Raw genomic sequence first — 20,391 nt, forward strand, 5'->3', positions numbered from 1 at the left:
GGCCTGTTCAATAGTTGTTCCTTGCTGTTGCTTAGACCTAGACTACCCCATAAAATTCGCACCTCATTTACACCGGATGGACAATTGTTTGAACAATGACCTGATCACCATCTCCGATCTGACCTTCAGTCACGGAGATCGGCTGTTGTATGACGGGATCAACCTGACCATTCCTCGTGGCAAGGTGACCGCCGTCATGGGCCCGAGCGGCATCGGTAAAACCACCCTGCTGCGGCTGATCGGTGGCCAGCTCAAGCCGGAGTCCGGTCACATTCTGTTTGACGGGGAAGATATCCCCACCCTATCCCGTTCGCGCCTCTATGAAGTGCGCAAGCGGATGAGCATGCTGTTCCAGAGCGGCGCCCTGTTTACCGGCATGACGGTCTACGACAACGTGGCCTTCCCGCTGCGAGAGCACTCCGGCCTGCCGGAGGAGCTGATCCACACCATCGTCATGATGAAGCTGCAGGCGGTGGGCTTGCGCGGCGCGGCGAAACTGATGCCCTCCGAGCTCTCCGGCGGCATGGCGCGCCGGGCGGCGCTGGCTCGGGCAATTGCGCTCGATCCTGACCTCATCATGTATGACGAGCCGTTCGTCGGGCAAGATCCCATCACCATGGCGGTGCTGGTCAAGCTGATCAAGGAGCTGAACGATGCCCTCGGCATCACCTCCGTCATCGTCACCCACGACGTGAAAGAGGTGCTGAGCATCGCCGATTACGCCTACATCATTGCCAATCGCAAGGTGGTGGCGCACGGCACGCCGGATCAGCTGCGCGAGGAGCACAATCCCGAAGTCGAGCAGTTCCTCAAAGGATTGCCCGATGGTCCTGTTCCGTTTCATTTTCCGGCAGGCGATCTGCTACAGGATCTCTGATGTTGATAAGTCAAATAAGCAAGCTGGGGCGGGTCGGAGTGCGGTTTATCAGCTCCGTCGGTCGCGCCACCATCATGTTGTTCCATGCGCTGGCGGGCAAACCCGAGCCGCGCAAGCACTTCCCGCTGCTTGTCCAGCAGCTCTATGTGGTGGGTGTGCAGTCGGTGGCCATCATTCTGGTCTCCGGCCTGTTCATCGGCATGGTGCTCTCGCTGCAGGGTTACAACGTCTTGAAGGATTTCGGCGCCGAGCAGAGCCTGGGACCGCTGGTCTCCCTCTCCCTGCTGCGGGAGCTGGGGCCTGTGGTCACGGCACTGCTGTTTGCCGGCCGTGCCGGTTCGGCCCTGACCGCTGAAATTGGCCTGATGAAGGCCACCGAGCAACTTTCAAGCCTCGAGATGATGGCGGTCGACCCGCTGCGCCGGGTGGTTGCCCCCCGCTTCTGGGCTGGCGTCATCAGCATGCCGCTGCTGGCCTTTATGTTCAGCCTGATCGGTATCTTCGGCGGCAAGCTGGTCGGCGTGGACTGGCTCGGCGTGGACGAAGGGGGCTTCTGGTCTGCCATGCAGGCCTCCGTCGACTGGCATGAAGACATCATGCAGGGCGCCATCAAGAGCCTGATTTTCGCCCTGGTGGTCACCTGGATTGCGCTCTTTAACGGCTATGATGCCAAGCCGACCTCGGCCGGGATCAGTCAGGCCACGACCCGAACTGTGGTCCACTCATCCCTCGCCGTGCTCGGCCTGGATTTTATACTCACTGCAGTCATGTTTGGATAAGGTAAAGATGAAGTTCAGCAAAGTAGAATTCCTGGTCGGCACCTTCATGCTGGCTGGCATCGGTGCCATTCTGGCACTGGCCCTGCAAGTGGCCGGTTTGAGCTTCAAACCGGAAGGAGAAACCTATACCCTGCGCGCGCATTTCGATAATATCGGCGGCCTGAAAGTCCGTTCGCCGGTCAAGGTCGGCGGCGTGGTGGTCGGTCGGGTCAGCGACATCGTACTGGACCCGAAAACCCAGGTGCCCGAAGTCACCCTGATGATGCAAAAGAGCGCTGGCGAGTTTGCCGATACCAGCTCCCTCTCCATCCTCACCTCCGGTCTGCTCGGCGAGCAGTACATCGGTCTGGCCCCCGGCTTCAGCGATGAGGAGATGGGCACCGAGATGCTCAAGGATGGCGACCTGATTGAAGACACCAAATCCGCCATCGTGCTGGAAGATCTGATTGGCAAGTTCCTCTACAGCCAATCCTCCGACAGCAAATCAGACAGCAAGAAGGAGTAACCATGTTCAAGAAAATCGCCCTGCTGCTGGGTCTGATGACCAGCATGCTCTTCTCCCTGTCTGCCCAGGCCGCAGTCGATGCCACCGACCCCAACGCGCTGGTGGATCAGGCTGCCAAGCAGACCTTTGCCCGCCTGAAAGCCGATCAGGCCCAGGTGAAAAGCAATCCGGATCACCTGCGGGTGATCATCCGCGAAGAGCTGCTGCCCTATGTGGACAACCGCTTCGCCGCCTACAAGGTGCTTGGCAACCAGATTAAAGAGACCACCGAAGCGCAGCGCAATGCCTTCGTCGAGGTGTTCACCGAGTACATGGTGAGCTCCTACGCCGATGCGCTGGCCCATTTTGACAAGCAGACCGTCAAGGTCGAGCCGGGCAAAGCCCCCAGCGGCAATATCACCGCCGTCAACGTCAGCGTGAAAGAGGCCGGCAAGCCGGACATCTTCCTCGAGTTCAAGCTGCGCAAGAACAACAAGACCGGCGAGTGGAAAGCCTTCGACATGGTGGCAGAGGGGATCAGCCTGCTCTCCGCCAAGCAGAGCGAGCTGGGCGGTTTGATCCGCCAGAACGGCATCGATGCGGTGATCGCCCAGTTGCGCGAGCACAACGCCAAGCCGCTGGTACTCAAACCATGACCCTCAGCGGTGAGCTGCAGGCGCCACAGGTCAATGACCTGTGGCAACGCCGCGCTGAATGGTGGCAGGACGACCAGCTTGAGCTCGGCGGCGTCACCACCCTCGACTCTGCCGGACTGGCCCTGCTGGTCAAATGGGCCAAAGCCGTATTAGCGCGAGGCGCCACACCGCAATTGGTGGGCGCCTCCAGTGATTTCTATACCCTGGCCAACCTCTACGGGGTGGCCGGGCTGTTTCAGTCAACCCCGCTCACAACTGAGGACGCATAATGCAAGTCTCTGAAATTGAAGCGATACTCCTTGAGGCTCTGCCATTGTCCGAAGTCCATGTCAAAGGGGACGGTAGTCACTACCAAGTGATCGCCGTCGGTGACATGTTTGACGGCATGAGCCGGGTCAAGAAGCAGCAGGCCATCTATGCCCCGCTGATGGACAAGATCGCCAGCAACGCCATTCACGCCCTCTCCATCAAGGCGTTCACCGACGCCGAGTGGAAACGCGAACGTAAATTCCTATTGCCCTCCTGATTTGGTAACGAAGTAAAAATGGACAAATTCAAAATCGATGGTCGTTGTACTCTCAACGGCGAAGTGACCATCTCCGGCGCCAAAAACGCCGCGCTGCCGATCCTGTTCGCGACCCTGCTCTGTGATGAAGAGGTTCACCTCTCCAACGTGCCGCGCCTGAAAGATGTGGGCACCACCATCAAGCTGCTGGAGATGCTGGGCGCGACCACCAAGGTCAACGGCAACGTCACCGTGCTGACCGGTGCGGTGAACAACCATGTCGCCCCCTACGAGCTGGTGAAGACCATGCGCGCCTCCATTCTGGCGCTGGGCCCGCTGGCTGCCCGTTTCGGCGCAGCTGACGTCTCCCTGCCAGGCGGTTGCGCTATCGGTGCCCGTCCGGTCAACCTGCACGTCCACGGCCTGGAGCTGATGGGTGCCAAGATCACCATCGAAGATGGTTACATCAAGGCCCGTGTCGATGGTCGCCTGAAAGGCGCCCACATCCTGATGGACATGGTCTCCGTGACCGGTACCGAAAACCTGATGATGGCTGCGACCCTGGCAGATGGCCGCACCGTGATTGAAAACGCCGCGCGCGAGCCGGAAGTGGTCGATCTGGCTAACTTCCTCAATACCCTGGGTGCCAAGATTCAGGGTGCGGGCACCGACACCCTGACCATCGACGGTGTCGAGCGTCTGCACGGCGGCAACTACAGCGTGCAGCCTGACCGCATCGAAACCGGTACCTTCCTGGTGGGCGCAGCGGTCACCGGCGGCAAGATCACCTGCCGCAAGACCGATCCGACCCTGCTGGAAGCGGTACTGGTCAAGCTGGAAGAGGCTGGTGCACTGATTGAGAAGGGTGAAGACTGGATCACCCTCGACATGACTGGCCGCACCCTCAAGCCGGTCACCATCAAGACTGCCCCCTACCCGGCCTTCCCGACCGACATGCAGGCACAGTTCACCGTGCTGAACGCCGTTGCCAAAGGCACCGGCATGGTCACCGAGACCATCTTCGAGAACCGCTTCATGCACGTTCCCGAACTGGTACGGATGGGTGCAGACATCGAACTGCAGGGCAATGTGGCGATCTGCCGTGACACCGAGCAGCTCAAGGGTGCCCAGGTGATGGCGACCGATCTGCGCGCCTCCGCCAGTCTGGTGCTGGCCGGCTTCGTGGCCGAAGGCTCCACCATCGTCGACCGTATCTATCACATCGACCGTGGCTACGAAGACATCGAGCAGAAGCTGCAGGGTCTGGGCGGCCGCATCGAGCGCATCAAGGGCTGATAGCCCACTGATCGCAGGCCGATAAAAAGGCCCCCTCGCTAATGCAAGGGGGCCTTTTTACATTCATCTGGGCTGCCGAGATTCAATGCGGTCGAGAGTGGTCCATATCGTGTCAGGCTATTTACCAGCCCCCTGGCGGCCAACGTTCATTGGCTCGAGACTCGCCAAAGAACCAAAAAAGTGGGGTGACATGTCCATGTCACCCCCTCGCAAATAGCATGTTCCATATTGGAGTCCGGCCACGCCAGGTCTCTGTTTCACTTTCCGATAGTTCGCGACCCATCTTAAGTGCGCGCCAATTGCAGCAATGCAACCGGCCAGCTACCCGTTACAACCTTCGTCCACACGGCAGACAAGCCGCCGTGTTTGTCCTTGCAACTGAAATATTACGCATAAAAACAAAATAAAAAACGTTTTTATACTAATTCCATTCACATCAGAGTACAAAAAACAGCCTTATCATCACCACTAAATTGTTATAAAACAGAAAGATAGATTCATGCATGGTTATTCACCCGCAAAGGGCATCAGCAATGGCTTACAAGGCTTTGCGAGATCTCGCACAAAAAATGGCTGCCTTACAGCCAACGGCGCAGGGGCAACCAGTCACTCAGGCGAGCTATCAGTCGCCTTGGCCACCCCTCGGGTTTGCGCGGCAATCCACCGGCCTGCTCCTGCCAGCGAGCCAGCCACGTTCGCAGCGCCTCGCAGATCGGCAGGCAGTGCAGATGCAGCATCAGTTCGGTATTGAGAAACAGCGAGCGGGGATCGAGATTAAGGCTGCCAAACAGCGCCCGCTCCTTCCCCAGCAGGATCAGCTTGGCGTGCAGGCTGCCGTGACCATGATCAAACTCGGCGACCCGGATCCCGCGGCGCAGCAACCAGCCGAGATAGCGCTGATAGGCGCCATAGACCAGCGGCACATCGGTGCTGGCCAGCGAGTTGGTGAGAATGTCGATGGCGACCCCCTGCTGGCGTAGCCGCGCCAGACGGTGCCGAAACCCGCGGGTCAGGATGAGGTAAGGGGTCACCAACCCCAGCGAGCCGGGATTGTCGGCCAGCTGGCGCCAGAGCTGACGGGCAGTGGTGGGACGGGAGATAAGCCCCTTGCCGGGACGGTCGAACCACACCTCGGCCCGCCCCTCATGCCATTGCAGCGGCACATCGCGCTCGTCAAACAGCGCCGCGGGCAGATCGTAGACCGTCGCTACCGCCGGATCCGTCATGGTGAACAGGAAGTCGTTGACCACCTCTATTTCGGCGGGCAGCAGCTCGCGGCGCAACAGATGGCGGATGGAGTGACTCCAGCGGCTGTGCCAGAACTGCTCGAACCCCTGCACCATCTGCTGGCACAGTCCCCCCTGACAGGCGAGATCGAGATCCACGAAGGGGGCTTGCGGATCCAGACCGAAGTAGCGATCGCCTATGTTGCGCCCGCCGATCAGCGCCAGCTTGCCATCCACCAGCAGCAGTTTGTTATGCATCCGGTGGTTGATGCGGCGAAAGCTGAGCAGTCCCTCCAGCAGCAGTGCCAGCGGGCGCCAGCCCCGCAGCCAGAAGGGGTTGAACAGCCGTACCTCGATCCCCGGGTAGTGAGCCACCATCTCCAGAAAGCGGTTGTCACCGGCATAGAGATCATCCACCAGCAGCTGTACCTTGACGCCACGCCGGGCGGCGTGAAGCAGCTCGCTCAGCAGCAGCTTGCCGCTGCTGTCCTCCTCCCAGCTGTAGTACTGCGCCTGGATCCGCTCGCGGGCATGGCGGATCCAGTGACAACGCACCTTGAGCGCCAGCTGGGGATCGTCGATCAGGGCAAAGGATCCGGGGATCATGGTGTCATCCTGCTGTCATGGCCGGGTGTCATAACGCTGGCGAGCCTCTTCACATATTCAAAAGGAGTTGCTGATGGAACTGCATGATACCCCGATGTTGCGCTATCTGGGCCAGCTCAGCCAGCCAGATCTCATCCCGGCCACCGGCCCTGCTCACTGGTTTTTGCAACACAGGGACGGTGGCTGGCAATTGCCGACCGTGCAGGCGACCCTGCCGGTCAACCGGCTCAGGGCTGAGCCGCTTCGATAGCGGCAGCCTTGCCCTCGATCTGGGGCAGGCTGAAACGATAGGCCACGTAGTACTTGTAGATGGTGCCGACATAGTTGATCGGCCCCTGTCCGACTTCGTTGGCCACCAGCTGATCCACGTTACCGAACCAGACGTTGGGATCGAGTCCCAGTTTCTCCGCCTTGCCTCGCAGCGCCTGCACCCGGTTCGGCCCAGCGTTGTAGGCGGCGAGGGCAAACAGGTGGCGGTTGAGCCGATCCAGCTTGGGATCATTGAAGTAGGTATCGAGGATCAACCGCATGTAGCGGCAGGCGGCCTCCACATTTCCCTCCAGCGTGGTGAGTCTGGCGCCGTTGATGCCGACTTCCCGCCCCGTACTGGGCAGCAACTGCATGAGGCCCACGGCCCCCTTGGGCGAGCGCGCCTTGGGATTGAGGCCGGACTCCTTGTAGCCAAGCGCCGCCAGCATCAGCCAGTCGAGATCGTATTGATTGGCGTACTTCTCCAGCACCTTGCGAATGGTCGCGAGGCGCCCCATAGGATCCGGCGCCAGGATATTGCTCATCTGATCGCTGCGAACCAGCAAGCGGCGCAGGGTCATGTCGCTGTAGAGGCTGTTGCGGCTGACGCTCGCCAGATAGCCATTGACCGCTTTCAGCAGCTCGGGGCTGTTCTTGCGCAGCGCCCAGCCACTGGTGCCGTTGCTGCGCAGGGGGATCAACTTGTGAGCCTTGAGACCGGAGATCATGCCACTCAGCCAGATCCGCCCCTTGTAGCTGTCGGTCACCGTCAGGGGAATAATGCCGGCGGCCACCATCTCCAGCAGATCGCCATCCTGTAGATATTCGGGCACCGTCTCGATATAGACGGGGGGCAGCCCCAACTCGCGAAACAACCAGTTGAGCTGGCGCAAGCTCTCGTAGTAGCTGGAGCTGGCCCGCACCCAGACCCGCCTGCCGGAGAGCTGGGTAATGCGGCTGAAGGCGGGCAGGCTGTTCTGGCTAACCACCCACTCCTCGATGGAAGAGATGAGAGGCCGGGAGAAGGCCACCTGTTCACGCCGGGTCGGGGTCACCGTCATGGTCGCCGCCACCAGATCCCCACGCCCCTCGGTCAGATAGTCCAGCAGCTTGTCCTGCCGCACCGGGATGTAGACCACCTTGAGTTTGACCTTCTCTTTAGCGAGATAGGTGTTGTTCAGCCAGCGCTCGAATCCTTGCAGCTGATTGACCAGAATGCCGTACTGGGTGCCGCGATCGAGAAAATAGAAACCGCGCTCATAGACCACCAGAGCCCTGAGTTCGCGCTTTTGCAGAATGCTTTCGAGGTCCCCGGGTTGGGGCAAACGCACCGGCTTGAGCTCAGCCGCCAGCAGGGAAAAACAGCAGAGGGCCAGCAGAGCCCAAATCCAGCGTCGCATCACGATGGCTGCCCCTGTGCTGAGGTCACGCCTGCTGCCTGTTGGCAGCACGGATCACGATAGAGGGTGGGATTGGGGGCAGAGATCCATCGCTGCGTCATGATGTTTACGCCTTCTGTTGGCCGACTCGCGCCGGGCAAAACGTCTGTGGGATAGAGTAACTATAGAACGCCGACCCACAGCAGAAGGGTCAACACGGCAGGCAAACCTGCCGCGTTATCAGACAACTCAGATAGAGCGGGCCCGCATTTCGAAAATCAGTTTTTCGGCGGTGCAGGTGAATTGCAGGCGGGCTTTCAGGATCACGCCGTTGGCGCCCTGGCTCAGTTCGCTGCTCACTTGAGCTTCGGCAGTGACCTGTTTGGCCAGTGCTTCATAGGCAGCCAGCTTGGCGCGGGCATCAGCCTCGGCAGCGGCTTCAATCACCAGATCCATCACATCGTCGCCTTCGCCGATGATGGTGCCGATCTCGGCAAAACAGCCGCAGCTGTCACAGGTTTCGTTCAGTTCAACTTTCTCGTCTACAGACATTTTCTACTCCTACTGCTTATTTCGGATGATTTGCGTCGTCACGCATCGCCTTGCGAAAATCTTTGATGGCGGTACCCAGATCCTCACCTGCACTGGCAAGACGCTTGCTGCCGAAGACCAGCACAACGACCAGCAAGAGGATCAGCATATGCCAGATATGAATTCCACCGAGTCCCATAGGGATACTCCCTCACAAAGAGATATCTGTTACTTGTATCAAAATAGAGCGCAGGGATTGTTGGGCAAAATCAAGGCAGGTGCAAGTGAGCAAATAAATCATAGCCAAAAAATAGGGCGACCCTGAGGTCGCCATATTGATTGTGCTACATGTCCCCTCAACCGCTACATCCTGTACCAGTGGTTCATGCGAACCTGAGACCATTCGAGGATAAGATCGCCAAGATATGAAAACAAATGGTATAAATTCATCTTAGAATTGAAGAGGATTCATATCATGCTGCTGGAACAACTGGGTCGCATCGACCTCAATTTGCTGATTATCCTGCAGGTACTGCTGGAAGAGCGCAACGGCAGCAAGGCGGCACGCCGCCTTCATCTGAGCCAGTCCGCGGTCAGTAAAGCCCTCGGCCGTCTGCGCGATACCTTCAATGATCCCCTCTTCATCCGCTCCGCCTACGGGCTGGAACCCACCGGCCGCGCCCTTGCGCTGCAACAACAGTTGCAACCCATCCTGTTGTCGCTGGACAACCTGATCCAGCCGCCCGAGTTCGACCCCGCCAGCTCGGAGCGAGAGTTCGTCATCGCCAGCATGGACAGCGCCTTTACCCTGTTTGCCCCGCTCTACCTGAGCGAGCTGAAACGGCAGGCACCACGGATCCGCTTGCGTTACGAGGAGTGGACCGAGAACAGTCTGACCGAGATGAGTCAGGGACAGGTGGACATCGCCTTCGCGGTGCGAGAGAACTGCATCAGCTCCGATTATCGGCTCGATACCCTGCCCGACAGCATCTGTCAGCGAGTGCTGGCGGTCGATGATCTCACCTGTCTGGTGCAACAGCACCACCCCGCGCTGCGGGAGCCCAACTGGAATCTGGAGCACTACCTCAGCTATCCCCATGTGCAGACTTACTGCGAGGGGCGGGACCGCTGGATGCTGGATCACAAGCTGGCAGAGCAGGATCTCTACCGACGTATCGAGGCAACCGTGCCCTCCTTCGAGGCGGCGCTGCGGATGGGGATGCACTCCGACATGATAGTGACGCTATCCCGGCTCTACGCCCGCCACGCCACCCAGGTCTATCCGCTGTTACAGCTGCCGCTGCCCATCGGGTTGGACAGCATCTCCCATCTGCTCATCTGGCATCAGCGTCACAGCGAGGATCCGGGCCACCGCTGGCTGCGGGAATTGCTGCTCTCCCTCATCATGAGCAAACTGGAACCCGCTGCGACCACTCACGGGTGACCGCCCCCCTTCTCGGCGGCACAAAAAACGGGGCTCTGCGTAGCCCCGTTTCATTCACTTCAAGATGTAAACCGCTCAGCCCTGACCGGTCACCGCCAGATAGTGATGTACCCCGTCCAGCAACATCTGGACCGAGATCATCACCAACAGCATGCCCATCAGCCGTTCCACCGCAGTGAGTCCCCGCTCACCCAGCAGCTTGTTGAATACCTCGTAGAACATCAGGATCACCGCACTGGCAGCCCAGGCCAGAAAGAGTGCCAGCGACCAGTCCACCATCCGGGTCGGCTCCTGATTGGCCAGCAGCATCAAAGAAGCCAAGATAGAAGGACCGGCGATCATCGGGATCGCCATCGGCACCAGGAAGGGCTCCTCGCCCGCCGCCAGCCCGGTCACGCCCCCCTCACTCGGGAAGATCATCTTGATGGCGATCAGGAACAGGATGATACCCCCCGCAATACTGACCGCCTCCTGCCGCAGGTTGAGGAAGCCGAGGATCTGCTGACCGACGAACAGGAACAGCATCATGATGGCCAGCGAGAAGAGCAGCTCGCGGATCATCACCTTGCGACGTCGCTTGGGATCGATATGACGCAGGATAGAGAGGAAGACCGGCAGGTTGCCCAGCGGGTCCATGATCAGAAACAGCATGACTGCGGCAGAGAAAGTATCCATACAACGCCCGGGCTACGCCCTGAATAGGGAAAAGAGAGGGGGCGAAATATAGCAAAGGGCGAAGAATTGAGCGAGCGCCATGATGCGCTCGCAGCGGGATTAACCGTGGTTGCAGATCTTGTCGGCGCGGGTCTGAAAACCCTCGGCCGAGTCGATGAATTTGCCACGGGCGGCCAGAAAGTCGATCAGCGCTTCCGCATCCATCTCGCTGGCGCTGCAGGTATGAAAACGGGCCTCGGCACCGAACCGCTCGGCCATCGCCTGTTTCAGGCTGGCACGGGTAAATTGCCCCCCTTGTGCCAACATCATCTCCATCACTTCGTGACCATGAACCGATTGCGACATCTCTCACCTCAATAATGAACATATTTAATGCCAATTAAATATCTCCCCGCCCGGAGGGATCTTGATATAGGCCAATAAATTGCGCATTACCTGGTCAGGGGAGTGGTCACCGCCACCGCTTTGTCGATAATGTGGCAACCCGCGTCAGGGATCGCTACACTGGCGCCCCTTTTTGGCCATCGCAGACAATGTATAAGGATATTGGCGTCATGCTGTTCCATGGAGAGGCTCTCAAGCCCTGGCAGATCTGGACCCGCCGACCACTCTGGCTCAAGACCCTGATCGGCATGCTGACAGGGGTGGGTCTGGGCGTCGGCTTTGAAGAGCAAGCCCTGCTGCTCAAGCCCCTTGGTGTCCTGTTCGTCAACACCATCCAGATGCTGATGGTGCCCCTCATTTTCTGCTCGGTCATCGCCGGTCTCACCTCGCTGCTCAAGGGCAAGGCCCTCGATCGCATCGGCAGCAAGGCGATCTGCCTCTACTTCTGCTCGACCGCCATCGCCATCTGCATCGGCCTGATGATGGGCTGGCTGCTGGAGCCCGGCATGGGTGCCGACATGGGCCCCTATGAGCGGATCGGTATGTCGGAACCACCCACCCTGGCCAGCGTGCTGAGCCATCTGGTGCCGAGCAACCCGGTACAGGCGATGGTGGATGGCAAGATCCTGCAAGTGATCGTCTTTGCGGTGGCGCTGGCGGTCGCCCTCAATGCCAGCGGTCGCCGTGGCCGCCCCGCCATCCTCTTCTTCACCTCGCTGGCCGAGGGGATGTTCAAGCTGACCCAGATGGTGATGGCGCTCGCGCCTTACGGTGTCTGCGCCCTGATGGCCTGGATGACCGGCAAGTACGGTCTCGACCTGCTGCTGCCGCTGCTCAAGGTGATCGGCGCCGTCTACCTCGGCTGCCTGCTGCACGTGCTCGGGGTCTACAGCACCCTGCTGCTCCTGCTGGCACGGCTCAATCCGCTGCACTACTTCAAGAGCATCGTTGACGCCCAGGCGGTTGCGTTTACCAGCAGTTCCAGCAACTCCACCCTGCCCATCAGTCTGGCCTGCGCCGAGAAGCGGCTGGGAGTCTCCCCCGCCATCACCGCCAAGGTGCTGCCCATCGGCGCCACCATCAACATGGATGGCACCGCCCTCTATCAGGGAGTGACTGCGCTGTTCGTAGCTCAGGCATTCGGTGTGGAGCTGCACATGGTCGATTACCTGACCATCATCAGCATCGCTACCCTGGCCAGTATCGGCACCGCTGGCACCCCAGGCACCGGGTTGATGCTGCTGACCCTGACCCTGACGGCGGTGGGCTTGCCGCTGGAAGGGGTGGCACTGATTGCAGGCATTGACCGGATCCTCGACATGGCGCGCACCACGGTCAATGTTTCGGGGGATATTCTGGTGTCGGTGCTGATCGCCCGCAGCGAAAACGAGCTGGATCTGGCGACCTATCACGATGCCAGCGCAGGGGAAGATATCGAGTTCCCGCCGCGCTAGCGGAAGAGAGATCAGCTATCGTGGGGATCGTGATGACAGCGCCAGCAGACGTCGAAGTTGGCGCCGTTCTCCTCCCCGCACTGGCCGCACAGCCAGCCGTTACCCTGACGCTGCTGGTAACGCTCGATGACCCGTCCCGCCTTGCTGCGATCCTCGGCCCGCACCATCAGGGTCACCTGCAACATGTCGACCGGCAGTTCGCCAAGGGCGCCCGACAGCCCCTCGCCATTGAGGCGCACCAGCACCCCTTCCGCCTCCAGCGCCCCTTTCAACGCGTGCGCCTCCAGGGTGTGTGAGGCGCGATAGAGATTGATCCAGTTATCCATAGCTCCCCCTTACAACAACTTGTCGATGCCAAACTCGGCGCCGTTATCAATCATGAAATCGATGAATGCCCGCAACTTGCGCGGCATCAGTTGCCGCTCCGGAAACAGCAAATAAATCGGCACCCTGGGCTGCTGCCACTCTGGCAGCAGGATCACCAGCTCGCCGCTGGCCAGCTCATCCTGACAGAGCATAGCGGGTAACGAGGCCAACCCCAGCCCCGCCTTCGCCGCCTCCCGGGCACAGGTAATATTATTGACCCGAAAACGGGATGGGGGGTCAACCAGCACCTCTCTGCCATCCAGCTCGAAGCACCAGTGAGAGGCGAGAAACCCGCTGCTCACCGTCACCCGCTCGTGGTTGGCCAGATCCTCCGGCCGCTCGATGACCGGACTACGGGCCAGATAGTCCGGGCTGGCACAGAGCAGCCTTCCGGTGCTCCAGAGTCGGCGCGCCGCCAGGTTGGAGTCGCTCATGTCGCCAATCCGCACCACCGCATCCAGCCCTTCACTGATGGGGTCCACCACCCGGTTGGTCAGCTCCAGCTCCACCTGCAGGGCGGGATAGGCCTGCAAAAACTTGGCGACCAAGCGCCCAACCACCAGTTGCCCCGTCTCGATGGGTACCGCCAGTTTGAGGGTGCCGGTTACCTCCTGCTGACTGGCGCTCAGCATCAGCTCGGCTTCGGTCAGGGCATCGACCGCCTTGCTGCAGTGCAGGTAGTACTTCTCCCCCTCCTCGGTCAAAGTGAGCTGACGGGTGGAGCGATAGAGCAGACGCACTCCGAGCCGCTGTTCCAGCTCGGCGATGCGGCGGCTGACCATCGCCTTGGTCATCCCCAGCTCGCGGGCGGCCCCCGTAAACGAGCCCTTGTCGACGATACGCACCAGAATTAACGCGGCATTGAGATCCATTGTTGCACCAGTGAAACTGTATATCTCGTGAACCAATACTAATCGAAACAGTTGACCAGTGTTAGCCTGCGCCCCTTACGTTCAGGAATCTCCAAAATGAGTCAACACAAGAAAATCCCTCTCCTGGCCGCCATGATCCTGGCCCTGCTCGCTCTCCTCTTCTCCGCCTACTGGTATCTCCACGGCCGCTATTTCGAGAGCACCGACAACGCCTATCTCCAGAGCGAGGTAACCGGGATCAGCTCCAAGCTGCCCGGCTATATCAGCGAAGTGCTGGTGACCGACAACCAGCCGGTCAAAGCGGGCCAACTGATAGCCCGTCTCGATGATCGCGAATACAAAACCAGGGTCGCGGAGGCCGAAGCCGACCTGCGCCTCAATCAGGCGACGGCCGAAAATCTGGCTGCCACCCGCACCCAACAACTAAGCCTGATCCAGCAGGCCGAGGCCAAGGTCGCCTCCGCCAATGCCGAACAGCTGCGTGCCAGCCAGCAGGTCAACCGGATCAGTCAGCTCAACCAGCGCCACTACAGCTCGCAAGACAGTTTGGACGAGGTTCGTGCCGGCCTGCAGGTCAATCAGGCGCAAGCCCGGGAGGCCCAAGCCGCCCTGCAGGCGGCCCGTGAGCGACTGCTGGTACTGGATGCTGAACGCAAACAGAATCTGGCCAAGTTGGCATTGAGCGAAGCACAACTGGAGCAGGCCAAGCTGGAGCTAGGTTATACCGAGCTGCGGGCACCGGCCGATGGCATCATCGGCAAGCGCAGCCTGCGGGAGGGGCTCTACGTCCAGTCCGGTATGCAGGTCGCCAGCTTGGTGCCGCTGCAGCAGGTGTGGGTCGAGGCCAACTTCAAGGAGACCCAGCTCGCTCATATGCAGCCGGGCCAGAAGGTCGAAGTGGTACTCGATGCCTACCCGGATCAACCGGTCGAGGGGATCATCGACAGCCTGGCTCCGGCGACCGGCGCCAAGTTCGCTCTGCTACCGCCGGAGAATGCCACCGGCAACTTCACCAAAATTGTGCAACGGGTACCGGTGAAGATCCGCATCCCCGAGCCGGGCCCGCTGGCAGGCAAGCTGCTGCCGGGTCTCTCGACCGAAGTGATCGTGGATACCCGCACTCCTGATCCCGTGGTGGCTGCCAACTGATGGAACCCATTCCACGTCGCAACTGGATCGCGGTCATGGGGGGCCTTATCGGCGCCTTCATGGCCATCCTCGATATCCAGATCACCAATGCATCTCTGAAGGATATTCAGGGGGCCCTGTCGGCCACCCTGAGCGAGAGCTCCTGGATCTCCACCTCCTATCTGGTGGCGGAGATGATCGCCATCCCCCTGAGCGGCTGGTTGAGCCGGGGGCTGAGCGTGCGCCGCTACCTGCTCTGGACCACCAGTGCGTTTATCGCCGCCTCCGTGCTCTGCTCGTTCAGCTGGAACCTCACCAGCATGATCGTCTTCCGGGCGCTGCAAGGCTTCACTGGCGGGGCGCTGATCCCGATGGCCTTCTCCCTCATCGTCACCCTGTTGCCGTTACAGAAGCGGGCCACCGGCATGGCGCTGTTTGGCCTCTGTGCCACCTTCGCCCCCGCCATCGGCCCAACCCTCGGCGGCTGGCTCACCGAGCAGATGTCGTGGCACTACATCTTCTATCTCAACGTGCCGCCGGGACTGCTGGTGATGGCCATGCTGGCCCACGGGCTGGATAAAAAACCGGTGGACTGGGCCGTGATCAAGCGGGTCGACCTTATCGGCATCGTCACCATGGCACTTGGCCTCGGCTTGCTGGAGGTAGTGCTGGAGGAGGGCAACCGGGAAGACTGGTTCGGTTCAAGCTTCATCGTGCGACTGGCGGTCATCTCGGCGGTGGCGCTGGTGTTCTTTGTCATCAGCCAGCTGATCCGCCGTCACCCGCTGGTCAATCTGCGGCTGCTGCACAACCCGCGCTTCGCGCTGGCCTGCTTCGCCTATCTGATCCTCGGTATGGCGTTGATGGGCTCCATCTATGTGTTGCCGCTCTATATGACCCAGATCCACAACTACAACGCGCTGGAAATCGGCGAGGTACTGATGTGGATGGGGCTGCCGCAACTGCTGGTGCTACCACTGGTGCCCAAACTGACCCACAAGATAGACCCGCGCTATCTGGTGAGCTTCGGCTTCCTGATCTTCGCCGTCAGCTGCTTTATGAACGTCAACATGAGTGCCGACTACGCCGGGCCGCAGTTGATCCAGTCGCTTATCGTGCGGGCGCTGGGGCAGCCCTTCATCATGGTGCCGCTCTCCCTGGTCGCCACCGCCAGCCTGAACCACGACGAGATCCCCTCCTCCTCGACTCTGCTCAACGTGCTGCGCAACCTCGGTGGTGCGTTCGGTATCGCCATCATCGCGACCCTGCTCGACAACGATACCCGCACCCATGTGCTGCAGATTGGCAGCACTCTGGCCGCCAGCAGTATCGAGGGGCAGAGCTATCTGCTGCAGCTGGCCCAGAGCATGATGGCGCAGGGGTCAGGCCCCGAGATAGCCCAGCAGCAAGCCCACGCCATACTGGCCAATACCATCAACCGGGAAGCGGCCATCATGGCCTACAACCAGGTGTTCTACATCATGGGGATCTTCCTGCTGATCGCCAGCGGCCTGATGTTGTTGCTCAAATCCCCCACCCCACGGGCAGCGGATGCCGAACCGCTAGAGGCGTGAAAAACCGCCGGGGCATAAAACGAAAAACGGGCCAAAGCCCGTTTTTCGTTATCTGTTAACTGCACTCAACCAGAAGGCGTTATCCCGCCAGCGACCCTGCAATCAGGAATTGCGCCGCGAAGTAGCTGCTCATCACCCAGGCGCGGGCGTGGGGAAAGGGGCGACGGAAGCGATCGAGCGCCAGCATACTGTCGGAGAAGAGGAACATCAGCGCCCCCACCAGAGCGGCGGCCGAACCGGCAGTGAGAGAGGCGTGCCAGGCACCGGCAGCCACCCAGGCCATGCCGATGATCACCAGCATGTAGCAGAAGACCGGGATCCGCATCTCCCCCAGCTTGCCCCACAACAGGCCGAATACCATGCCGGCGATCAGCAACAGCAGCAAACCATCCACCAGATTGAGCAGCAATGGCCCTTGGGCAAAACCGACGATATAGCAGAGATGCGCGACAAGAAATGCCGCCAACCCCTGAATGAAGCGATCGCTTGGCAGCATCAGCAGCACATCGCCCGCCAGCGAGAGACAAAGGCCGAGCAGGATCCAGGCGTGTGAACCGTCGTGGTCATAACTCTGGTAGCCGAACGCCAACGCGATGATAAGCAGCATGGTCAGCGGCTTGCTGATATAGAACTGGCGGCTGTCTGAACCGTAGGCAGCACGGATGTGCCACCAACCTGAAGCGATGATCAAGAAACTCAATAACATGCCCTGCTCCTCACCTGTTGCTCGCAGTCATACGGCAACCGTTTTTATCATGGTGCAGGGTAACAAATTCCCTCCCCCAGTGGCAGGGGTGCTTATCAAATGGACAGACTAAGCCTAAAGTCTAATTGCCGCACCGAGTGGTTCAGGGCATAAGTGACGGGTCTGGAGGATCACCATGGAAGAAGCTATGAAGAACTATCTGCCCGCCATCGATATCATGATGTGCCATCTGGGGATCAGCTTTGAGCAGGCCTGCGAACAGCTGGGTCTTAGCCAGCAGGAGCAACAGGCACTGGATCAGTTGCAGCAACAGCAGAGCCAAGCCAACTAGCTTGAGTTGAATCATAAAAGAGAAGACCGCCAGCAGGCGGTCTTCTCTTTTAGTCTCTGTGATAATCGGACGGCATCATGCAATACCTGCCAGCAAACGACTCCAGTTGCGTTTACCAGCGATGAAGCCGTCCCGCAGGGCCCGGTACTCCAGTTGCAGCTTGAGGCGGTCATAGCGCGCCAGCGCCTTGCGCTTGCGCAGCTCCAGCAGCCGCTTGCGACTGGCGTAATAGTGTTGCAACTGCTGGCTCAGCTTGTCGTACTCCTCCTGCAGCAGCGCCTGCCACAGTTCACGATCTTCCTGCTTGCGCAACTTGGCTTGTGCCCGTTTCAGCTGCATCTGCAGCCGGGCTTGTTCGATACGCTCCTCCGGCGAGGATCTGAGATCCCCCGCCAGACCACACCAAGAGGCGAGCCGGATCAACCACTTGGTCGGATCGAACTGCCACCAGTGAATGCCGTTGCGGTAATCATTCTCGAACAGGTGGTGAAAGTTGTGGTACCCCTCGCCAAAGGTGAAAAAAGCCAGGATGCCGTTATCGCGAGCGGTATTGCGATCGGTATAGGGCTGACTGCCCCAGATATGGGCCAGCGAGTTGATGAAGAAGGTGGTGTGGTGAGTCATCACCATCCTCAGCACGCCCGCCAACAGCAACATGCCGAGCAAGTCCCCGTGCCACAGGCCGAGCAGCAGCGGCAGGCCCAGATTGGTCGCCAGCACCAGTGTCAGATAGTGACGGTGCTGAAACGCGACCACCGGGTTGTTTTGCAGATCACGCACATTGCTGTAATCGCCATAGCGATCTCCTTGATGCTCCCGCAACATCCAGCCGATGTGGGAATACCAGAAGCCGCGCCCCGCGCTGTAGGGGTCTTTATCGTTGTCATCCACATGACGATGGTGACGGCGGTGATCGGCCGACCAGTGCAGGGCCGAATTCTGTAGCGCCAACGCACCGCCGATGGCAAACAACCACTGCAAAGCGAGGTGCGCCTTATAGGCCTTGTGCGACCAGAGCCGGTGATAGCCTGCGGTGATGGAGAGACCACTCAGGCAGAACAACAACAGGAAACTGGCCCACTGCCAGAGATCGTAACCGTGGCTCATGCCGTACCAGGGCACGACAATCAACGCCACTATCCCGGAGAGGGAGAACAGCAGGGTATTGGTGAAAATAATGGGGGGTCTGGCCATCTCATTGCATCCTTTCAGCGAACAGCTGTTAGCCATTTTCTATGGTGATTTCCTCACGGTCAATGGTAAAAAAGTAGGATACAAACCTGATCCTGAGGCGCCTTCGGGTTATCATTTGTCCTCGTTAAGCTGAAGGTGACTGATTTCGTGGGTATTCGCGCTCAACAAAAAGAAAAAACCCGGCGTACATTGATCGATGCTGCATTCAGCCAACTGTGCGCCAATCGCAGTTTCTCCAATCTCAGCCTGCGGGAAGTCGCTCGTGAAGCGGGTATCGCGCCCACCTCTTTCTATCGCCACTTTCGCGATATGGAGGAGCTGGGCCTGACCCTGGTTGACGAAGGAGGTCTCACCCTGCGCCAACTGATGCGCCAGGCACGCCAGCGCATTGCCGGTGGCGGCAGTGTCATCAGCACTTCGGTGCAGACCTTTATGGAGTTCGTCGAGAACAACCCCAACATCTTCCGGCTGCTGCTACGGGAACGCTCCGGCACCTCGGCCGCCTTTCGTCAGGCGGTGGCTCGCGAAATCCAGCACTTTATCGCAGAGCTGACCGATTATCTGGAAGCCACCACCGAAGCACCACGGGAAGATGCCTACATCCAGGCAGAAGCCATGGTCACCATCGTCTTCAGTGCCGGTGCCGATGCACTCGACATGACCAGCGAAGAGTGCCGCGCACTCTCTGACCGAACAATTCGCCAACTGCGGATGATCGCCATGGGCGCCGAGGTACAAAACCAGAAGCGCCGTGAACCTCACCCATGACCACAGGATGGAGAACGATATGACTGAACAGCTTATGATCCCGAAAAAACCGCTCGCCATGGCCATGCTGATTGGTATCTGTGGCGATGCCTCTTTGGCCGTGCTGACCAACTCGGTTGTGCCTTTCTCCTTCTTCCCGCTGATTGCCCTCTGGCTGGCGGCCTATCAGCTGTTCCAGCACTATCGCCATGAACCAATGGTGGGCAACACCCCCATCTGCACTCTGCTCTGCTTCTTTATCGGTGTCTTCGGCCACTCCGCGCTGCTCAAGGTGCAATACCCGGAGCTTGGCAGCAACTTCTTCTCCCTGATCATGATGCTGCTGTTACTGGCGGCCCTCTCCATCAAGCTCGGCCTGAGCATTGGCAACAAAGAGAAGCCCTGATAAATAGACCGAGTGATGCTAATCAGCTGATAGATAAAACAAAGAGGCTTTCCCGTCGGGAAGGCCTCTTTGCTTGAACGGTACCTGATTAATCCGGCAATCTCGGTATTCCCAACCTAGCCAAGCAGCTTGGCCTCCAAGATAGAAGAGAGGGGGCAATATGGAGCTGCCTTGTAGCCAGCATGCAGATAAAGCCTGAGTTGGTTGGCCATAGCACCACTCGAATGGCTGTAAATTGAGCTGATAACGCTCTGATATAACTAGAAAATAGTGATAAGAACAGGCTGTCTGGTTATCTTCCGGCAGATAAATGCTAACACTGGCTGTCTAACACGCTAAAAACATCAAAACCCAGTCGTCAGACTGGGCTTTGTGTTGGTTCTGGTGTGCAAACCAGTGGGACTTATGGGCAAAAACCGCCCATAGCAAAAAGGCCTTCCCATCAGGGAAGGCCTTCAAATTAGTGGCGGAGCGGACGGGACTCGAACCCGCGACCCCCGGCGTGACAGGCCGGTATTCTAA

The 20,391-nt window shown here is 59.4% G+C and carries 25 protein-coding genes; 15 read left to right on the forward strand and 10 right to left on the reverse strand.

Annotated elements, in window-relative coordinates:
• The first annotated feature begins 76 nt into the window (after nucleotides 1–76).
• The 7 genes from mlaF to murA are packed head-to-tail and all read left to right on the forward strand — an operon-like array spanning nucleotide 77 to nucleotide 4,597.
• Entirely contained in the window at nucleotides 77–877 is an 801-nt protein-coding gene (gene mlaF / locus G5380_RS14580) for a phospholipid ABC transporter ATP-binding protein MlaF (protein WP_005336343.1), read from the forward strand.
• The gene (mlaE, locus tag G5380_RS14585; RefSeq protein ID WP_005336345.1) at nucleotides 877–1,656 is read left to right on the forward strand and encodes a lipid asymmetry maintenance ABC transporter permease subunit MlaE; all 780 of its coding nucleotides are present in this window, start codon (nucleotides 877–879) and stop codon (nucleotides 1,654–1,656) included. Before mlaF ends, mlaE begins: the two co-directional genes overlap by 1 nt.
• Before the next feature lie 7 nt (nucleotides 1,657–1,663).
• On the forward strand, nucleotides 1,664–2,161 hold the full coding sequence (gene mlaD / locus G5380_RS14590) for an outer membrane lipid asymmetry maintenance protein MlaD (RefSeq protein ID WP_005336348.1): 498 nt from the start codon (nucleotides 1,664–1,666) through the stop codon (nucleotides 2,159–2,161).
• 2 nt (nucleotides 2,162–2,163) lie between these two features.
• On the forward strand, nucleotides 2,164–2,796 hold the full coding sequence (locus tag G5380_RS14595; RefSeq protein ID WP_005336350.1) for an MlaC/ttg2D family ABC transporter substrate-binding protein: 633 nt from the start codon (nucleotides 2,164–2,166) through the stop codon (nucleotides 2,794–2,796).
• Nucleotides 2,793–3,065 carry an STAS domain-containing protein gene (locus tag G5380_RS14600; RefSeq protein ID WP_005336352.1) on the forward strand — a complete coding sequence of 91 codons (273 nt, stop codon included), beginning with the start codon at nucleotides 2,793–2,795 and terminating at the stop codon, nucleotides 3,063–3,065. Before G5380_RS14595 ends, G5380_RS14600 begins: the two co-directional genes overlap by 4 nt.
• Nucleotides 3,065–3,322 carry a BolA family iron metabolism protein IbaG gene (gene ibaG, locus G5380_RS14605; RefSeq protein WP_005306001.1) on the forward strand — a complete coding sequence of 86 codons (258 nt, stop codon included), beginning with the start codon at nucleotides 3,065–3,067 and terminating at the stop codon, nucleotides 3,320–3,322. Before G5380_RS14600 ends, ibaG begins: the two co-directional genes overlap by 1 nt.
• A gap of 18 nt (nucleotides 3,323–3,340) precedes the next feature.
• Complete coding sequence (gene murA / locus G5380_RS14610; RefSeq protein WP_005336355.1) at nucleotides 3,341–4,597, forward strand: UDP-N-acetylglucosamine 1-carboxyvinyltransferase; 1,257 nt, start codon at nucleotides 3,341–3,343, stop codon at nucleotides 4,595–4,597.
• Between the two features lie 578 nt (nucleotides 4,598–5,175).
• On the opposite strand, the gene G5380_RS14615 is transcribed toward murA, so the two are convergent.
• Entirely contained in the window at nucleotides 5,176–6,429 is a 1,254-nt protein-coding gene (locus G5380_RS14615) for a phospholipase D-like domain-containing protein (protein WP_421352847.1), read from the reverse strand.
• A 73-nt stretch (nucleotides 6,430–6,502) separates the two neighbouring features.
• Here G5380_RS14615 and G5380_RS14620 point away from each other — a divergent pair, with 73 nt between their 5' ends.
• Nucleotides 6,503–6,679 carry a hypothetical protein gene (locus G5380_RS14620; protein ID WP_005339947.1) on the forward strand — a complete coding sequence of 59 codons (177 nt, stop codon included), beginning with the start codon at nucleotides 6,503–6,505 and terminating at the stop codon, nucleotides 6,677–6,679.
• Here the strand turns inward: G5380_RS14620 and G5380_RS14625 are convergent.
• The 3 genes from G5380_RS14625 to tatA all read right to left on the reverse strand — a co-directional run bounded on the left by G5380_RS14625 (nucleotide 6,657) and on the right by tatA (nucleotide 8,787).
• A complete protein-coding gene (locus G5380_RS14625; protein ID WP_227341810.1) occupies nucleotides 6,657–8,078 on the reverse strand; it encodes a transglycosylase SLT domain-containing protein in 1,422 nt (473 codons plus the stop codon). The genes G5380_RS14620 and G5380_RS14625 overlap by 23 nt on opposite strands.
• A 228-nt stretch (nucleotides 8,079–8,306) precedes the next feature.
• The gene (locus G5380_RS14630) at nucleotides 8,307–8,609 is read right to left on the reverse strand and encodes a YfcZ/YiiS family protein (RefSeq protein WP_421209475.1); all 303 of its coding nucleotides are present in this window, start codon (nucleotides 8,607–8,609) and stop codon (nucleotides 8,307–8,309) included.
• 16 nt (nucleotides 8,610–8,625) lie between these two features.
• Nucleotides 8,626–8,787: a twin-arginine translocase TatA/TatE family subunit gene (gene tatA, locus G5380_RS14635; protein WP_005339944.1), complete on the reverse strand. Its 162-nt coding sequence runs from the start codon at nucleotides 8,785–8,787 to the stop codon at nucleotides 8,626–8,628.
• 276 nt (nucleotides 8,788–9,063) lie between these two features.
• On the opposite strand from tatA, the gene G5380_RS14640 reads away from it, so the two are divergent.
• Nucleotides 9,064–10,032 carry a LysR family transcriptional regulator gene (locus tag G5380_RS14640; RefSeq protein ID WP_005357635.1) on the forward strand — a complete coding sequence of 323 codons (969 nt, stop codon included), beginning with the start codon at nucleotides 9,064–9,066 and terminating at the stop codon, nucleotides 10,030–10,032.
• A gap of 75 nt (nucleotides 10,033–10,107) precedes the next feature.
• On the opposite strand, the gene G5380_RS14645 is transcribed toward G5380_RS14640, so the two are convergent.
• Together G5380_RS14645 and G5380_RS14650 are read right to left on the reverse strand one after the other, a co-directional pair.
• On the reverse strand, nucleotides 10,108–10,707 hold the full coding sequence (locus tag G5380_RS14645; protein ID WP_139735873.1) for a YhgN family NAAT transporter: 600 nt from the start codon (nucleotides 10,705–10,707) through the stop codon (nucleotides 10,108–10,110).
• Nucleotides 10,708–10,806: 99 nt separating this feature from the next.
• Entirely contained in the window at nucleotides 10,807–11,052 is a 246-nt protein-coding gene (locus tag G5380_RS14650; RefSeq protein WP_005357633.1) for a YecH family metal-binding protein, read from the reverse strand.
• 209 nt (nucleotides 11,053–11,261) lie between these two features.
• On the opposite strand from G5380_RS14650, the gene G5380_RS14655 reads away from it, so the two are divergent.
• A complete protein-coding gene (locus G5380_RS14655; protein WP_042052525.1) occupies nucleotides 11,262–12,545 on the forward strand; it encodes a dicarboxylate/amino acid:cation symporter in 1,284 nt (427 codons plus the stop codon).
• Nucleotides 12,546–12,556: 11 nt separating this feature from the next.
• On the opposite strand, the gene G5380_RS14660 is transcribed toward G5380_RS14655, so the two are convergent.
• Both G5380_RS14660 and G5380_RS14665 read right to left on the reverse strand, forming a co-directional pair.
• Nucleotides 12,557–12,871: a DUF2007 domain-containing protein gene (locus G5380_RS14660; protein WP_005339933.1), complete on the reverse strand. Its 315-nt coding sequence runs from the start codon at nucleotides 12,869–12,871 to the stop codon at nucleotides 12,557–12,559.
• A 9-nt stretch (nucleotides 12,872–12,880) separates the two neighbouring features.
• Nucleotides 12,881–13,783, reverse strand: coding sequence for a LysR family transcriptional regulator (locus G5380_RS14665; protein ID WP_005357631.1), 903 nt, complete (start codon nucleotides 13,781–13,783; stop codon nucleotides 12,881–12,883).
• 96 nt (nucleotides 13,784–13,879) lie between these two features.
• Here G5380_RS14665 and G5380_RS14670 point away from each other — a divergent pair, with 96 nt between their 5' ends.
• Nucleotides 13,880–14,932 (forward strand): HlyD family secretion protein, encoded by a 1,053-nt coding sequence (locus G5380_RS14670; protein ID WP_201944010.1) that lies wholly within the window; start codon nucleotides 13,880–13,882, stop codon nucleotides 14,930–14,932.
• On the forward strand, nucleotides 14,932–16,485 hold the full coding sequence (locus tag G5380_RS14675) for a DHA2 family efflux MFS transporter permease subunit (protein ID WP_421209478.1): 1,554 nt from the start codon (nucleotides 14,932–14,934) through the stop codon (nucleotides 16,483–16,485). The genes G5380_RS14670 and G5380_RS14675 overlap by 1 nt, the downstream gene beginning before the upstream one ends.
• A 79-nt stretch (nucleotides 16,486–16,564) precedes the next feature.
• Here G5380_RS14675 and G5380_RS14680 read toward each other — a convergent pair whose 3' ends face one another.
• The gene (locus G5380_RS14680) at nucleotides 16,565–17,191 is read right to left on the reverse strand and encodes a lysoplasmalogenase (protein WP_005348507.1); all 627 of its coding nucleotides are present in this window, start codon (nucleotides 17,189–17,191) and stop codon (nucleotides 16,565–16,567) included.
• A 175-nt stretch (nucleotides 17,192–17,366) separates the two neighbouring features.
• Between G5380_RS14680 and G5380_RS14685 the strand changes: the two genes are divergently transcribed.
• The gene (locus G5380_RS14685; protein ID WP_005348505.1) at nucleotides 17,367–17,522 is read left to right on the forward strand and encodes a hypothetical protein; all 156 of its coding nucleotides are present in this window, start codon (nucleotides 17,367–17,369) and stop codon (nucleotides 17,520–17,522) included.
• Nucleotides 17,523–17,597: 75 nt separating this feature from the next.
• Here G5380_RS14685 and G5380_RS14690 read toward each other — a convergent pair whose 3' ends face one another.
• Nucleotides 17,598–18,716 carry a fatty acid desaturase gene (locus tag G5380_RS14690; protein ID WP_421209480.1) on the reverse strand — a complete coding sequence of 373 codons (1,119 nt, stop codon included), beginning with the start codon at nucleotides 18,714–18,716 and terminating at the stop codon, nucleotides 17,598–17,600.
• 147 nt (nucleotides 18,717–18,863) lie between these two features.
• Between G5380_RS14690 and fabR the strand changes: the two genes are divergently transcribed.
• The gene (gene fabR / locus G5380_RS14695; RefSeq protein ID WP_005339921.1) at nucleotides 18,864–19,484 is read left to right on the forward strand and encodes an HTH-type transcriptional repressor FabR; all 621 of its coding nucleotides are present in this window, start codon (nucleotides 18,864–18,866) and stop codon (nucleotides 19,482–19,484) included.
• 19 nt (nucleotides 19,485–19,503) lie between these two features.
• Nucleotides 19,504–19,869, forward strand: coding sequence for a YijD family membrane protein (locus tag G5380_RS14700; protein WP_005339919.1), 366 nt, complete (start codon nucleotides 19,504–19,506; stop codon nucleotides 19,867–19,869).
• Nucleotides 19,870–20,391: the final 522 nt, after the last annotated feature.

The organism is Aeromonas sp. 604443, assembly GCF_049170315.1.
Lineage (GTDB): Bacteria > Pseudomonadota > Gammaproteobacteria > Enterobacterales > Aeromonadaceae > Aeromonas > Aeromonas veronii_A.